Raw genomic sequence first — 14,898 nt, 5'->3', positions numbered from 1 at the left:
TTAAAATAATGGTGGGTACCCAATGACGGGATTTTCCATCTCTATGGACTTAGCACCAAAGAAGTCACAGACTGAAACAGCCAGTGCTCAAACGAGTACCAGTGAACAGCGCCTGCGTTTTTTTATGCAGGATGTGACAGGCCGTGCCTTGGTCATGATGGAAAATGCAACACAAGGTCATAATGGGATTGCAATGGATTTGGTACAGGAAGCATTTATTTCCTTACATAAGTCTTACGCGGATAAGTCCACAGAAGAATGGTATCCATTGTTCTACACTATTTTAAATAACAAACTACAAGATTGGCGTCGTAAAGAAGCACGTAGAGCATCTCCTTTTTCCCTATTTCGAAAAATCGATTTAGATTCTGATGATGAAGAAGCGATGGAAATTGTTGATGAATCTACGCCAAACCCGCTTCAGTTTTTACATCAAGATGTCACTATTGAAGAAATTCAAGACGCGATTAGTGAATTACCTGTACGCCAACAACAAGCATTTATGCTACGTGCATGGGAAGGCTTTGATACACAGACAACGGCATCAATTATGAACTGTAGCGAAGGTAGTGTAAAAACCCATTACCATAGAGCAATTCAAGGATTGAGAACTGCGCTATCACATTTAAATCCGTATGGAGGTTCATCACATGAATAATGATGATTTCACCAAACAAGTGACGGCAAAACTGGATGAACTTGCACGTCATCACCGCAATAAAGCAGTGGTGATGAATAATGTGTTAGATCGTATCCAAGATCAGCCAACATCACGCTTTAGCAATTGGAAAATGACTGGCTTTGCCCTTGCAGCAGCAATTACAGGCTTTGTTGTTGTACCAAATGCTTTCGATGTTTCCAATGAAGCTCATACCCCGCAACAAGTGGTGATTAGCCCTAAACTTTCACCACAAATGATGGAAGATTTAGATATGTTATCTGTTTTTGGTGAGGATAAAAATTCTCATGGTAGCTAGAAAATTAGCATTGGCATTTTGTGCTTTTGGTTTTCTACAAACAAGTTTTGCTGGATTTGAACGTTTTTGGATTTTTTCCAAAGATGCGAATACGCAAGTCAATGAAACATGGGATGCGCTGTCTGAAGATGAACAAAAAGCATTAATCAAACGCTACCAAAATTTAAAAGAGCTCCCAACTGAACAAAGCGCTGCTTTACAACAACGTATGGACTGGTTTACTCAACTTCCTGAACAAGAAAAGCAAAAAATGCGTGAAGCATGGCAACAAATGAGCACATCTGAACGTAATGAAATGCGGAAAAAAATGCAAAAAGCATCTACATCAGATGAACGCAATGAAATTCGTGAAAAATATATTCAAAAATACCAACCAAGTAGTGTTGTATCGCATTAACATCATCTATCCATATGTACTAAAGCCAGTCATTGTACTGGCTTTTTTTACTCAAATTTATTCTTTCAAAAATACAACTAAAGTCCTCAGTCAATTTAAAAATAATTAAATTTCAATATCTTAAAATCAAATACTGCACAATTTAGTACAAACTCTTATAATCTTTTAGTGATTAATTTGTTTTGTACTTTTGCATCATAGATGCGTCTTTCTATGTTGAGATATTGCCTTCATCAATCTATTTAAACTTTTGACGTAAAACATGACATTGATAGTTTTATATCTCAAACTACGTACTTTTAATATTCATTTTATTGATCAAAAGAAATTAAATTTTACTGTATGTCTCTTTCACAGATTGACTGCGCTTTGAATCAATTATAGAGATTAATTTGAATGATTAATCAATAAAAAAACCTGCACGAGGCAGGTTTTTATCGCTTAAATTCAGATCTGAATTACAAGCTATAGTACATATCAAATTCAACTGGGTGAGTCGTTGTATTTAAACGACGAACATCTTCAGTTTTAAGTTCGATATAGGCATCTAACATTTCTTTCGTGAACACGCCACCTTTAAGAAGGAAGTCATGGTCCGCTTTAAGTGCTTCAAGCGCCATATCAAGACTATGAGCAACTGTTGGGATTTTTGCTTCTTCTTCAGGAGGAAGATCATATAAGTTTTTGTCAGCAGCTTCACCTGGATGAATCTTGTTTTGAATACCATCAAGACCAGCCATCAACAATGCCGCGAAACCTAAGTACGGGTTCATCATTGGATCTGGGAAACGTGCTTCAATACGTTTGCCTTTAGGGCTAGAAACGTAAGGAATACGGATAGACGCAGAACGGTTACGTGCTGAGTAAGCAAGCATGATCGGCGCTTCAAAGTGTGGTACTAAACGCTTGTACGAGTTTGTAGAAGGGTTAGTAATTGCATTCAACGCACGAGCATGTTTGATAATACCACCGATGAAGTACAATGCCATCTCTGAAAGACCTGCATATTCATCACCAGCAAACAAGTTTTTGCCATCTTTAGAGATCGACATATGAACGTGCATACCAGAACCGTTATCACCTACCATTGGTTTAGGCATAAAGGTTGCAGTTTTTGCATATTGATGAGCAACGTTCCACACTGCATATTTGAACTGTTGAACTTCGTCTGCTTTACGAACCATCGTGTTGAAACTCACACCAATTTCTAATTGGCATGATGCAACTTCATGGTGATGTACTTCTACACGACCAGGACCCATGATGTCTTCAATACGCGCGCACATTTCAGCACGCATATCTTGATGAGAATCAACAGGAGGAACTGGGAAGTAACCACCTTTCACACGTGGACGGTGACCAGAGTTACCAGATTCGTAAGAATTACCAGTAGACCATGCAGCTTCTTCAGCGATCAAAGTATGGCGAGCGCCAGACATGTCGATGTCCCATTTAACTTCGTCAAAAACAAAGAATTCTGGTTCTGGACCAAAGAATGCAGTATCACCAATACCTGTAGATTTTAAATACTCTTCAGCACGACGAGCAATTGAACGAGGGTCACGGTCATAACCTTGACCAGTTGAAGGCTCAATAACATCACAAGTCACGACAATTGTCGCTTCAGCAAAGAACGGATCAAGGAAAGCAGTTTCAGGATCTGGACGTAAAATCATGTCAGATGCTTCAATGCCTTTCCAACCAGCGATTGAAGAACCATCAAACATTTTACCATCTTCGAAAGTATCTTCATCGATAGTATCTGAAGGGTAACTTACATGTTGCTCTTTACCCTTAGTATCAGTAAAGCGAAAATCGACCCATTTTGCGCCACTTTCTTGTATGAGTTGAAGGACCTTGTTCGCCATGCTCATTTTGCTCCAATGAATTTTTGTTGCACTTGTGAAGTGCGTGTTAGTAGTTGGTATCTATAAAGCAATTAGCATACCAACTTTTAAAATAATTGCTAATTTATTGAATTTCTTATCAGAAAATAAGCTTAGCAACCATTATTTCGCTTCTATTATACTCAGTGCAAATAGAATTGCACCATATTCAGACACACTTCTTATTTTAAAATCATTCAGCACTATTTTAACGCACTATTTTTGTGCATATTCGTTAAAATGGTTTATCTTGGTGCTTACTTTCAAATTTTTCACAGTGATGATGACATTCAATCATTTCAAGCACATTAAAAAAGCGTATCCATAAAATGGATACGCTGTGTATTCAGACAGAATACGTTCATATTGAACGTATTATTATAAGGAGCTGATGATTTTATCCAAATTCAACTTCTGCTCGAGCAATCAATGCTTCAACCATTAACAATACATCATCTTGCTTTCTCGCATCTACAGCGAAAATGGGCATGTTGACCTGATTTAAACTCATCCAATCTTTATATTGTTTTAGCAACTGCTGCGGGTTTTCGTCGACATGCGTTACCCCGACAACAATGTTGTTTACATATTCTTTGAAGCTTTGAAAGTAAAACTTCAAATCCTCAATTGCGTCTTTTTGAGAGTGATCAATCAATACTACAGCACCTATTGCACCTTTGCAGATCACTGACCAGACAAAATCAAATCGGTCTTGTCCTGGTGTTCCATATAAACCTACAACAACACCATCTTCTAAACGGATTTCGCCGTAATCAATCCCAACAGTGGTCAACGCTTTACTGTGTGATTGTTCATCAGTATTTTGTGCTTCCGTAGATAAAACTGAAATTTCAGACAAAGACTTAATCGCTTCAGTTTTACCTGCCCCCATCTTGCCACCAAATACAATTTTATACTGTTGTAAAATCACATTATCACCTTTATTCAAGTTCTTATTGCTACACATTGATTAAGTTGTATTACTTATTTTTCAACTTTAAAAAAACCATGTTTATGCAATCAATTTTCAAGTTGAACAATCAGCTACCAAATCACAGCCCTAATTTTTTTCGTAATTTACCAAAGAAACCACGTAGAACACCTGCCGACTGTTTTTCCTCAACAATTAATTTTGCTTCTTCTTCAGGTATATTTTTGAGCATATTGCTCAATAAACCAATTGAGACAAATTTATAAATCTGATCTTTACTATAACCCGTTTTTTGCACCACTTGGGCAATAGTCGCTCCTTGCTCAAAACAAGCTGCTATTTTAAAAATCATTTGTCTTTCATTTTGATGATTAGGCTGTGGCCAATCAATAAGTTGATAATAGTCCCCTTTGTGGATTGTGGTATTAATATCATTGGAATACCACAATAGATTCCACAACCAAGACTTAAGTTCGATACCTTGATTTGAACTCACTGATTGCGCCATTTGCATGGTGGCATAAGTAAAATTTAAAGAAACATCAGTGCCTTGAATTTTACGTAATGCATCCACCCATACTTGCTGAGTTCGAATATTCACTAATGCAATATTACCCTTGGCATCAAAAACTTGTACATTACCGTTTCTTTCATTAAAAAACTCTGGAACAATTTTTGTGAGATCTAAAGTTTTTGAAATTTGATTAACAATATGCACTGTTTTATGGCTAACAGGCACATTGAAATAACGATCTTTAAACCATTTTCTAATTTCATCAGTGGCAGAAAAAGGTAAATACAACTTATCCCCTTCGATTTGCCCTGATTTTTCATTTTTATTGATTAACCTTAGATAAGGTATTTTTTTTACACCCACCAAATTTTGAATTGTAGGAGAACTAAAAAACATATCATTCACAAGAAGAATATCTAAATGCGGATCAGCAATGTTTGCCCAACTTACTTGAAGTGAGTCATCATACATCAATCGTATTTTCTGCTTTATTGCATCAAGTACATTTAAGCTCAAGCCAAATATCGCAATTTTTACTTCTTCTTTCATTTAGCCCCCACGGCCTCGTATAGAGTGTGACCAGTTTATCATTTTTATCAAAAAATAAAACAAAAAACACTATCTTTAGTGCGAAAAAATTGTAGCAAAGTTAATATACAATTTAATGTTTCAAATACAAGAATATAATAACTGAGCTTTAAATAAAATATTTTCATTAAAATAAATAAAATAAATTATTTATTATAAAACACATAAAATTCAATATTTTAATTATAACACCTGAATTTCTTTTACCCCCGACTCCACCGAAGGTACATATTAATCAATTAAAAAATTTAATGAAACTTAATATTTTATTTAAAAATATTAATAACATTTGTATATTAAATCATTCTCATGCTGAGCTTAAGTGAGATAATCTCTCATTCTCATATACTAAAAGATTCTATAAAATCGTTGTTCCTGATTTGCTGGTACAAATCAGACTGCATCCTAGGATATATTATTGAGTCACAAGGCTTTTAAATAAGATCAAATTGAATTGTTCGAATGCGACTTGTGATTGCTTATTGAGATGTGAATTGTTAACTATTCTTATTTTGTACTGCCAAATCTTTCATCATATATGATATTGGTATAAAGCCTCGCAAAACGAGGCTACATTCATTAAGAGTAACAACCTGACAGTAATCCAATGTAATCTACTTTGTTTGTTAAAATGAACAGTATGAAGATCTAACTGTCTTTATCTACCGAATGCGGTGTCGTGGTTTGATCTTGTTTTTGCGTATCCGAATCTCTTTTTTGACACGCAGTTAAGCCCAATAATAAAACTAAACTTACAATCGAAATGATTTTCATATCTAGCCCAATCTTGCTTAAAAATTAAACAATAGCAGAAAATAATAATCAAATTGTTGAATTCGTGAAACTCACAATTTTTTTTACTGTGCTGAAAAAAAATAATCGCCTATCAATTCCAGAAAACAGAAAATATTTTTTCTTTTCCTATCATTTTAAGCTTTACCTTGTATCCAGCTTTCTTAAACTCTTCACTTAATTTGTCTAGTTCATGAAGAGCGAAATCTTTTGCAAGACATTCGCTCACAAACAATTCGCCTTGATCTGCTTTTAATCTGATTTGCTTCTTCAAAAAACTTTTGAGTTGCTCAATTGAAAAATATTGTGATTGATTCTGGTGCATTCTCGTTTCAGTAATTGCAGGAGTAAACATGGTAAAAATCTCATATTAATAAGCACAATCTTTGATTATGAGGGATGCAACACCTAATTCAGTATAAATAATGAAATTACAACAATCTTCAAAAATACATATTAAATCATTAATTTATATCAATTAATTATAAAAAACATGAATCTTTTCTTTTACTTTGTTTAAATTAAGTTATAAAAATGCGACATTATTTGAAGATTTTTCCATTAAAAAATAAAAGAGATTACTTTCCTGCAAACAGGATGCATTCTAAATACTTAAATTTGATAGCACCTAATCTAATTTAAAACTAGTCCCGCTTTTTGATATGAGAATAGGCAGTTTAAATAAAGCCCAGCTTGAGGAGAATGCAAGCTGGGCGGTCTAGTATGTCTTGTTTTATTCTATTTAATTCTTGCTAGAGACTATACTATTGACTCAACATAAATGCAAATGATTATCATTTAAAGTGAATAATTTAGATCAACCACCTCAATTTTATAAACATAAGACATTGAATTAAATAAATATATCTCTATTGAATTGCTTTCATCATTTGTCTTTGTCTTCTAACCAATCCAAGAGTTTCTTTTCTTTTACGGATTTCTTCCTCGGTAAAAGGTAAATGCTGAACTAAACTTTCTATAGGTAATACACTATTTTCAATCAAATAGCAGTCTTGATCCGTGGTCCAATTCGATAGAGGACTTTGGAGTTTTTTCTGTAATCTTTTCATGGTTCAATTTTAATATATATGACGGCTATAGAAAAGCTCATCATTTGATAATCTTTCTTGACCATAAGCGAGATATGATTCAAATACCCCCTCTCGATTATGGTTCTTTTCTTTATCAAAAAATTATAAATTTTCCAAGTTAATCTTTAACTCAACAATGCAAAAATATTTGAATAATTAAGAAGCCAAAGCAAGCCATAAGATAATTTCAATCAAAACAAAGGTACATGGAACATTTTAGATGTGTTATTCGATAAAGCTTATTTAATCCAGTATAGAAAGATCGTCCATCGAGATTAAAATTACACTTCTGTCCTGTTTCGAGTTGAATTTGCTTGCCTACTTCAACCCAAGAAATGCCGCCAACATTATTTTGTTTACGCTTCAGTGGAATAATTCTGACTTGAATTTGATCTCCATTGACTGCTTTAGCAATCGTCCATCCATTTATTAAATTCATTTTTTACTCATTTCATTGAGCTTTTGTAAAACAGTTCAGTCATTCACTATTTGAGAGAGATATTTTAAAATCCAATTGTGAGAGGCAATTGCGCCTAAAATTAAACTTCCAATTTTTACATCAGCATATTTATAGGGAATACATATATGAGTTGGAACATAGCCAACCCTGATTTAAATTCTAATCAATAGAAAAATATATTTTTCAATACTTTAACCAAAATAACTTATCCGATATTCTAAACTAATTACTAATAAGTACGGCATTGAATAAAAAAAACCTAGAAAGCATAGAGCTAACTAGGCTATAAACTTTAAATTTTTCATTGGTAGCGGGAGCTGGATTTGAACCAACGACCTTCGGGTTATGAGCCCGACGAGCTACCAGACTGCTCCATCCCGCAGCAATGAGTCACAGTTATACGCTGAATAGAACAGTAACACAATGTTTATTTTTTAGTTATGTTAAAAAATATAATTTCCGCCTATCGGCTTTGTTACACAAACATAAAAAAGCCAATTTTTCTTAGGTTGACCGAGTTTAAGATACAATCTGGGTATGTGGTTGACCTAATTCAGTAAGTTTATTCAATACGGCAATACATCCATGAACCTCATTGACCTGACTTTCGAAGTTCCTTGCATGCAATTTATCGCCTAATAATTTGATGCAGTGCATCTTGGTCTCAACCAAACTTCTGCAATAATACCCTGCCTATTTCTTCCATATTGTTCTGCCTAGACGTTTTACTGTATCAAATAGTGCATTACGTTCAATTGAATTCGCTCGTTTATCTTTCCAAAGCTTGGTATTTTTCCTGGGTGGAATTATCGAAGCTGCATCTGAATAGGTTGGAGTTCGCCCTTGTTTGCCATTTTCCTTAGCTTACCACTGGGTATTTGGATCAAACCAAATGATGAAATCACCACGACTAATTAGAGCTTGGTTGTACGATGACCAATTCTTAGTACGATAGATTTTCGGGGATAGACTTCTTTATTCAAAAATTATATTAATAAAGAAGCCTTTAAGAACAAGTTTGTGCAACAAAGCCTTTTTTTAAGTATAAGAGCGTAAACAAATTAAGTGATATTCGTTTTCAAACTCTAATTCAGCCCTTTTCATACTCTCAGGTGTACTATATCGTGTCCTTCCATATGCTAGTTTGATCATATTCTCAATTAAACTTCTGATTTGAGGTTCTGAATTCGGTAATAATGCATCAAATTGATCACTCATTGAATGACCACGTTGTCTGTTATGCATTACCGTTCTTGCTGTCAATGACGCAGATCTACAAATATCTTTCCACTCTTGTTCACTATATCGATTTGGAATCGACTCGTTTTCAGTTTGTTTATTCATATCATGATAACTTTCATTTGAAGAGTACTGTTGAGCTTCATAAATGTAAGCTTCTTGTCTTTCTTTCACCGATTGTTCTAGCGCTTTTGCTTTTATTCTCGCTTCTGATTCTCGTTGAGCTTGAACTTCATCTATCTTATTCTGCATAAGTCTTGTATTTTGCTGAATTTCAGCCATCTTTAATCGTGCCATGTCTTCCTTGTTGTTTTTATTGATGAAATATCCTATTAATAACACGATAATAATGAGCACACCTACAATATATTTCACAATCTGTGCACTCACATGGTCATAGAAAACGTACGATTCAACAATTGGTGACCACGTACCAAATCGGTAAATGAAACAAAGCTCAGCACAATAGTTAATTCAAATGTGATTTTTTCCATATCATGACTACTTATTATAAAGTGCGCTCAATGTAACAAAGTGTAAAGAAAAAATGAATATTTATTCGACTAAATATGTGTAAAACTATTAACACTTTATTTAAATGAGTTTCCATCTAAAGTACATCAGAAATTAAATTTTCATTAATTTAAATCTTCTAAAATAAAAACCACTTTGATTGAGTCAGTCATGTGATACGCCCATTTTTAATTGATTTACAAAAATGATCTTAGAAAGTGTTCAGGGCAAATTGCTAATTTTTTCTTTATTGTAAGCTAAAACGACATTTGGCATTATTGATTCCATCTTTTAACAGTGAATTGGTATGCAAATTTCTAAAATAAGACACTATATATTGATAATGTTGTGTACAACCGCAAGTAACTTTGTTTACGGCTGTGAACCTGCAACACCTGATTGGGCAATGCTTTTTCAAGCTGCTGATAAAAACAAAAATAAACTTCTTGAAAAAAATGAGTGGGTTGCACTAAATCTATTAAAAGAGCCAATGCCATGGGTAGATCCACCATCAAAAAAAGACCCCAATCGGTTAAGTATATTCGAGAAATTAGATGATGATAAAAATGGGAAACTCAGTAAAAATGAGTTTGCTGAAGGTGTCTATAGTTACTATTTTACAAATCCATGTGCGGAATTAGAATATCGAGAGCAAATTAAACCAGATTCTACATGGGATAAATTTATGAATATTTTATTTAAAAACTAACCACTATTGAATAGTCTTCTTACGAGAGTATAAAAACTGGACTGTGATAACTCGGCTTTAATCAAATCATTAAATCACCATTACTATGTGGAACTACTAAATCTCAATAAATTTATTTATCTAATTGAAAATCTTTTATAAAACTTTGCTTAATGCTAAAATTGTTTAATTGAAAAACTAATCAAACTAGCACTTGATTGACGAATATATATTATGAAAAAATATGAAATTCAGCATCGTGAAAGTCTGAAACAAAGTGCATCTATCTCCCCATTGGTTGTTCCTTTAATTATTGGAATAGTATATGGTACAGTTATTGTTTTCCAAGGAGATATTACTGGCGCTTTTGCTATGTTTTTTCTATGTCTTATGTTTGGACTTCCCCTTACATATACTATTACTTTTGCACTAGTTTTACCGATGGCCATTTTTCTTCGTAAAATAAATGCTCTCACTTCTTTAAAATTATGTCTTTGGTGTACTCTAATTGGGCCAGTTGCATTCTATCTCTACATTTATTTACTAAATAGTGGACCAGAACGGATGTTTGACATCTATGGGATCATCTTCTCCCTAATTTGCGGATTTATTTCAGGCGGGGCTTTCTGTGTCATTGCTAGAATTAGAATATCTGCTAATTAACTAAGCTAAAAGGGGCTTTAAATATTAAAATAACTATTCAATAATCTAAACAAAAAAAATTACTTCTTGATAATTTCTTAACTAATGTTGGAGCATGATCTAATCGAGATGATGCTAAAACATTTTATTAATCACAATAATAATTCATGTGAAATAAAAAAAGTTAAATTTATCTCAAAAATGGTTAAATTTTTAAGAAGCTCAATGCGATGATTTTTTAGTAATTGCTACTCAAATAATTTTCGCAAGTTTTGATTTTAGTTTATCTTACCAACTATTACAAATAAAAAAGCATAGAAGTTTTAAATTTTTTCGTTTATCAGATGAATAAATTTTAAAATTATCCTTACCTGCTCTTAATAAAAAATCTAATGTAGATTTCCTCCTTAAACTCTAGTTACTTATGATGTCAACTATTTTAAATTCTGTCATAAAATTATCTAATGAATTGAGTACATATCCTAAATGAAATTTCTCTATCATACTTTGATTAATTGAGTAAAAGGTGCAATTCATTTATTAAAATTAAAAGTTACCTAAATTTTCACTTATACTGTATTATGATAAGCTTAGACAAACTAAAATTTAATTTTAAAACTATGGAAAGAAATAAATATCAAGAAGAGAAATATTCAAAGTTTATTAACTCGAGTAAAAGACGTATTCAACGAAGAGTTCTAAAATTAGAAAAGTCCATTGCTAAAGAAATTCATGATTATATTCAGTTAAACTACCAAAATAGATGGTTTGAAAATAACTTTGCATTTTTAAGTTGTTGGAAATTCAATAAATTAGGCTTTGGTAAATCTAATATTTTTTGGTGTGATGCGATTTTTTTTGAAGATTTTCACATTGAAAATAACCGAACACTAATTTTTAATGGGTATGCTTGGATTGGTTTATTAAGCAATATTGAATCTCAATGGAAAATTCCTGTTACTGGAAAATTCCGTATAGACTCAAATGGAAAATCATTAAAAAACTATATATTAATCTTTTATAATGATGATCAGAAAATAATATTATCAAAACAATAAAAAGTTATAAATTTACAAACTATTTCTTAATTAGGAAAATTTTGACCACATCAAAGTTAAATTAATGCTACCCGGTAGTTTCAAGTTGCAAATTATGATGAAATATTCTTAGATGGATATATTTCTTAAGAAATACGGGATGTATAAGAGTTCTTTGAAGAAAATTCATAATTAAAAAGTAAACTATAAAAGTATTGGTATATAAAGATATTTCGATATTTTCGCAAAAAGTTCTACTCTGAAATTAACAAAGGAAATATCAAACAGCCCAATCGAATTTTGGAAAAAAATGTGTTCTGGTATGAGTCCTATGTAAAGCAAAAAGTGGAAGAATTTAAACAAGAATCTGATATTATAGCCTGCACCTAGCAGGCTTTTTTTATTTTGTGCTGTGACTAGGTACTTTTGCCAAAACGGGTACCCTAACGGGTATCCAAAATCATCAAACAAAATAAATTGATAAATTTCTATAGGTTAGTATCAATATGCTTCTAATGATCGATAATTACGATAGCTTTACGTATAACATTGTCCAGTACTTTGGCGAGTTAAACCAAGACGTAAAAGTTGTTCGCAATGATGCCGTGACTTTAGAGGATATTGAACGATGGCAACCAAACTATCTGGTCATTGGTCCTGGTCCTTGCTCTCCAACTGAGGCAAGGATTTCTATTCCAGCAATTCAACATTTTGCTGGAAAAATTCCTACACTTGGCGTTTGTTTAGGACACCAAGCAATTGGTCAAGCTTTTGGTGGCGATATTATTCGTGCCAAAACAGTGATGCATGGTCGTTTATCTGACATGTATCACAGCGATCAAGGGATTTTCAGCAATTTACCTTCACCTTTTTCAGCGACACGCTATCACTCACTCGTGATTGATCAAGCCACAGTTCCTGAATGCCTTGAAGTTACCTGCTGGACCAATGAAACAGATGGCTCAATGGAAGAAATTATGGGTGTAAAACATAAGACACTACCCATCGAAGGTGTGCAGTTTCATCCTGAGTCGATCCTGAGTCAACATGGCCATCAAATCTTTAAAAACTTTTTAGAAATTTATGCGAAATGAGCGTAGTACAAGATCATGAATATTCAACAAGCTTTAAATAATATCACCAAAAATATTGAACTCACTCAACCACAAATGGAAGAAGTGATGCGCACCATTATGCAAGGTGAAGCGACTGATGCCCAAATAGGCGCACTCATGATGGGTTTACGTTTAAAGGGTGAAAGTATTGACGAGATTACGGCTGCCGCGCGTGTCATGCGTGAGTTTGCGATTAAACTTGAAGTCAGTGACATTCCTCATTTAGTCGATATTGTAGGTACAGGTGGTGATGGACAAAATCTATTTAATGTATCGACAGCATCCTCATTCGTCATTGCTGCTGCTGGTGCAACGATAGCAAAACATGGCAATCGTGGTGTGTCATCAAAGTCTGGTTCATCTGATCTTTTGGAACAAGCAGGCATCAATCTTGATTTGAATATGCAACAAACCGAACGTTGTATTCGAGAAATGGGGGTTGGTTTTTTATTTGCCCCTAATCATCACAAAGCAATGAAATATGCAGCGGGTCCTCGTAAAGAACTCGGTTTCCGTAGTATTTTCAACCTCCTCGGCCCGCTTACGAATCCGGCTGGGGTAAAACGCTATGTAATTGGTGTCTTTTCGACAGAACTATGCCGTCCTTTGGCTGAAGTGCTCAAGCAACTAGGCGCTGAACATGCGATGGTGGTCCATTCTAAAGATGGTCTAGATGAAATCAGTCTAGCTTCCTCAACCTATGTGGCTGAGTTGAAAAATGGTGAAGTGACAGAGTGGACAATTCAACCAGAAGAAGTCGATATTGAATCGCAAACCTTAACAGGGCTTTCAGTCGAAAGTTCAGCCGAAAGCCTTGCATTAATAAAAGATGCGTTGGGCAAGAAAAAATCAGCAAAAGGTGAAAAAGCAGCAAGTATGATTGCTTTAAATGCTGGTGCAGGCATCTACGTTTCAGGTTTAACCAGTACCTATAAACAGGGCGTCGCTTTAGCACATGATATTATCTACGGTGGACAAGCTTTGGAAAAAATGAGCATTTTGTCTGAATTTACCAAAACGCTTAAAGAATATGAAGCTTAAGGATAGAAGGATTTGACCATGCTAGATATTGCCAATACGATTTTAGGTAAAATTGTTGATCGTAAACATGAAGAATTTACTACTCGTTTAAAACAACGTAGTTTAAAGGATGTTGAGGAGCTTGCTCATGCAGCAAGCCCTGTTCGGCATTTTGCACAAGCGTTACATAGTAAACGCCCAGGTGTGATTGCAGAAATTAAGAAAGCTTCGCCATCAAAAGGCATTATTCGTGAAAATTTTGATCCTGCCGAAATCGCTCAACAATATGAACAAGCAGGCGCTGCGTGTTTGTCCGTTTTAACAGATGTTGATTTCTTTCAGGGCGCTGATGAAAATATTCAAATTGCACGAAATCACTGTAATTTACCCGCCCTTCGTAAAGATTTTTTAATTGATCCATATGGCGTGATTGAAGCGCGTGCCCTACATGCAGATTGCATCTTGTTAATTGTGGCTTGCTTGTCTGATCAGCAACTTGAAGAAATGTCAAAAACGGCATTTGAACACAATTTAGATGTTTTAGTTGAAGTCCATGATGAAGCTGAACTTGAGCGCGCATTAAAACTTTCAGATCGTTGTATATTAGGGGTGAACAACCGTAATTTAAAAACCTTTGATGTTGATTTAAATACGTCACTGCGTTTGAAAAAATTACTTGAACCTACACGTTTGTTGGTTACGGAAAGTGGTATTGCAACACCAAGTGATGTTCAGATGATGCAAGAACATGATATTCATTCATTTTTGGTGGGTGAAAGCTTTATGAAACAACCTCGACCTGATCATGCTTTTACAGCGCTCTTTGGCACACCTGAAAACATATAAATCTCATGTAAAGGGTGAGCTTGCTCACCCTTTACACCTGTATAGTTAGCCTCTATTGATAGAATTTTTTTAATGATTGAAAAGTAGTTTATTTAACTTTCATCTTTTATTGATTGTTACATTATGGTTTTACATTTTAAATATAAGTAATATTTACATAGA

The 14,898-nt window shown here is 34.0% G+C and carries 17 protein-coding genes, 1 tRNA gene and 1 pseudogene; 9 read left to right on the top strand and 10 right to left on the bottom strand.

Features of this window, described 5'->3' with window-relative positions; all coding sequences use genetic code 11:
• The first annotated feature begins 43 nt into the window (after positions 1-43).
• From TOL5_RS07840 to TOL5_RS07830, 3 genes are read left to right on the top strand one after another with little or no spacing between them, the layout of a single operon-like run.
• On the top strand, positions 44-658 hold the full coding sequence (locus TOL5_RS07840) for an RNA polymerase sigma factor (protein WP_162987715.1): 615 nt from the start codon (positions 44-46) through the stop codon (positions 656-658).
• Positions 651-977, top strand: a complete 327-nt coding sequence (locus TOL5_RS07835) for a hypothetical protein (RefSeq protein ID WP_004824662.1) — start codon at positions 651-653, stop codon at positions 975-977. Before TOL5_RS07840 ends, TOL5_RS07835 begins: the two co-directional genes overlap by 8 nt.
• On the top strand, positions 967-1,374 hold the full coding sequence (locus TOL5_RS07830) for a DUF3106 domain-containing protein (RefSeq protein ID WP_004824664.1): 408 nt from the start codon (positions 967-969) through the stop codon (positions 1,372-1,374). Before TOL5_RS07835 ends, TOL5_RS07830 begins: the two co-directional genes overlap by 11 nt.
• Before the next feature lie 458 nt (positions 1,375-1,832).
• On the opposite strand, the gene glnA is transcribed toward TOL5_RS07830, so the two are convergent.
• From glnA to TOL5_RS07790, 10 genes and pseudogenes are all read right to left on the bottom strand, one after another.
• Entirely contained in the window at positions 1,833-3,248 is a 1,416-nt protein-coding gene (gene glnA, locus TOL5_RS07825; RefSeq protein ID WP_009586679.1) for a type I glutamate--ammonia ligase, read from the bottom strand.
• Positions 3,249-3,657: 409 nt separating this feature from the next.
• Positions 3,658-4,191 (bottom strand): GTP-binding protein, encoded by a 534-nt coding sequence (locus TOL5_RS07820; RefSeq protein WP_034707885.1) that lies wholly within the window; start codon positions 4,189-4,191, stop codon positions 3,658-3,660.
• A 121-nt stretch (positions 4,192-4,312) separates the two neighbouring features.
• Positions 4,313-5,254: a hypothetical protein gene (locus TOL5_RS07815; RefSeq protein WP_121775148.1), complete on the bottom strand. Its 942-nt coding sequence runs from the start codon at positions 5,252-5,254 to the stop codon at positions 4,313-4,315.
• Positions 5,255-5,941: 687 nt separating this feature from the next.
• Positions 5,942-6,067: a hypothetical protein gene (locus TOL5_RS22440; RefSeq protein ID WP_009586673.1), complete on the bottom strand. Its 126-nt coding sequence runs from the start codon at positions 6,065-6,067 to the stop codon at positions 5,942-5,944.
• Positions 6,068-6,179: 112 nt separating this feature from the next.
• Positions 6,180-6,440 (bottom strand): hypothetical protein, encoded by a 261-nt coding sequence (locus TOL5_RS07810; protein WP_121775879.1) that lies wholly within the window; start codon positions 6,438-6,440, stop codon positions 6,180-6,182.
• A 514-nt stretch (positions 6,441-6,954) separates the two neighbouring features.
• The gene (locus tag TOL5_RS22435) at positions 6,955-7,155 is read right to left on the bottom strand and encodes a hypothetical protein (protein ID WP_042086456.1); all 201 of its coding nucleotides are present in this window, start codon (positions 7,153-7,155) and stop codon (positions 6,955-6,957) included.
• A 208-nt stretch (positions 7,156-7,363) separates the two neighbouring features.
• Positions 7,364-7,615 carry a transposase gene (locus TOL5_RS07805; protein WP_121775878.1) on the bottom strand — a complete coding sequence of 84 codons (252 nt, stop codon included), beginning with the start codon at positions 7,613-7,615 and terminating at the stop codon, positions 7,364-7,366.
• Positions 7,616-7,941: 326 nt separating this feature from the next.
• Positions 7,942-8,018, bottom strand: a tRNA-Met gene (locus TOL5_RS07800).
• A gap of 137 nt (positions 8,019-8,155) precedes the next feature.
• A pseudogene (locus TOL5_RS22430) lies at positions 8,156-8,455 on the bottom strand (transposase); the annotation flags it as partial.
• A 219-nt stretch (positions 8,456-8,674) separates the two neighbouring features.
• Entirely contained in the window at positions 8,675-9,250 is a 576-nt protein-coding gene (locus TOL5_RS07790) for a hypothetical protein (RefSeq protein ID WP_046761591.1), read from the bottom strand.
• 445 nt (positions 9,251-9,695) lie between these two features.
• Between TOL5_RS07790 and TOL5_RS07785 the strand changes: the two genes are divergently transcribed.
• The 6 genes from TOL5_RS07785 (at position 9,696) to trpC (ending at position 14,736) form a co-directional block, all read left to right on the top strand.
• Positions 9,696-10,097, top strand: coding sequence for an EF-hand domain-containing protein (locus TOL5_RS07785; RefSeq protein ID WP_227561474.1), 402 nt, complete (start codon positions 9,696-9,698; stop codon positions 10,095-10,097).
• A 213-nt stretch (positions 10,098-10,310) separates the two neighbouring features.
• On the top strand, positions 10,311-10,739 hold the full coding sequence (locus TOL5_RS07780) for a hypothetical protein (RefSeq protein ID WP_121775876.1): 429 nt from the start codon (positions 10,311-10,313) through the stop codon (positions 10,737-10,739).
• Positions 10,740-11,338: 599 nt separating this feature from the next.
• Complete coding sequence (locus TOL5_RS07775) at positions 11,339-11,776, top strand: hypothetical protein (protein ID WP_121775278.1); 438 nt, start codon at positions 11,339-11,341, stop codon at positions 11,774-11,776.
• A 485-nt stretch (positions 11,777-12,261) separates the two neighbouring features.
• Positions 12,262-12,849 carry an anthranilate synthase component II gene (locus TOL5_RS07770; protein ID WP_121775280.1) on the top strand — a complete coding sequence of 196 codons (588 nt, stop codon included), beginning with the start codon at positions 12,262-12,264 and terminating at the stop codon, positions 12,847-12,849.
• A gap of 15 nt (positions 12,850-12,864) precedes the next feature.
• Positions 12,865-13,911 carry an anthranilate phosphoribosyltransferase gene (gene trpD / locus TOL5_RS07765; RefSeq protein WP_121775281.1) on the top strand — a complete coding sequence of 349 codons (1,047 nt, stop codon included), beginning with the start codon at positions 12,865-12,867 and terminating at the stop codon, positions 13,909-13,911.
• Positions 13,912-13,929: 18 nt separating this feature from the next.
• A complete protein-coding gene (trpC, locus tag TOL5_RS07760) occupies positions 13,930-14,736 on the top strand; it encodes an indole-3-glycerol phosphate synthase TrpC (protein ID WP_121775282.1) in 807 nt (268 codons plus the stop codon).
• The last annotated feature ends 162 nt before the right edge of the window (positions 14,737-14,898 follow it).

The organism is Acinetobacter sp. Tol 5, from assembly GCF_019702905.1.
Taxonomy (GTDB): Bacteria; Pseudomonadota; Gammaproteobacteria; order Pseudomonadales; family Moraxellaceae; genus Acinetobacter; species Acinetobacter bereziniae.
This window is presented reverse-complemented; position numbering and strand designations above follow the sequence as displayed.

Bases quoted from the DNA above. Each gene is read 5' to 3' on its own strand.
- TOL5_RS07770 (WP_121775280.1), top strand. From the start codon at position 12,262: ATGCTTCTAATGATCGATAATTACGATAGCTTTACGTATAACATTGTC.
- TOL5_RS07830 (WP_004824664.1), top strand. From the start codon at position 967: ATGGTAGCTAGAAAATTAGCATTGGCATTTTGTGCTTTTGGTTTTCTA.
- TOL5_RS07785 (WP_227561474.1), top strand. From the start codon at position 9,696: ATGCAAATTTCTAAAATAAGACACTATATATTGATAATGTTGTGTACA.
- TOL5_RS07840 (WP_162987715.1), top strand. From the start codon at position 44: ATGGACTTAGCACCAAAGAAGTCACAGACTGAAACAGCCAGTGCTCAA.
- TOL5_RS07780 (WP_121775876.1), top strand. From the start codon at position 10,311: ATGAAAAAATATGAAATTCAGCATCGTGAAAGTCTGAAACAAAGTGCA.
- trpC (WP_121775282.1), top strand. From the start codon at position 13,930: ATGCTAGATATTGCCAATACGATTTTAGGTAAAATTGTTGATCGTAAA.
- glnA (WP_009586679.1), bottom strand. From the start codon at position 3,248: ATGAGCATGGCGAACAAGGTCCTTCAACTCATACAAGAAAGTGGCGCA.
- TOL5_RS07835 (WP_004824662.1), top strand. From the start codon at position 651: ATGAATAATGATGATTTCACCAAACAAGTGACGGCAAAACTGGATGAA.
- TOL5_RS07815 (WP_121775148.1), bottom strand. From the start codon at position 5,254: ATGAAAGAAGAAGTAAAAATTGCGATATTTGGCTTGAGCTTAAATGTA.
- TOL5_RS22435 (WP_042086456.1), bottom strand. From the start codon at position 7,155: ATGAAAAGATTACAGAAAAAACTCCAAAGTCCTCTATCGAATTGGACC.
- TOL5_RS07810 (WP_121775879.1), bottom strand. From the start codon at position 6,440: ATGTTTACTCCTGCAATTACTGAAACGAGAATGCACCAGAATCAATCA.
- trpD (WP_121775281.1), top strand. From the start codon at position 12,865: ATGAATATTCAACAAGCTTTAAATAATATCACCAAAAATATTGAACTC.
- TOL5_RS07775 (WP_121775278.1), top strand. From the start codon at position 11,339: ATGGAAAGAAATAAATATCAAGAAGAGAAATATTCAAAGTTTATTAAC.
- TOL5_RS22440 (WP_009586673.1), bottom strand. From the start codon at position 6,067: ATGAAAATCATTTCGATTGTAAGTTTAGTTTTATTATTGGGCTTAACT.
- TOL5_RS07805 (WP_121775878.1), bottom strand. From the start codon at position 7,615: ATGAATTTAATAAATGGATGGACGATTGCTAAAGCAGTCAATGGAGAT.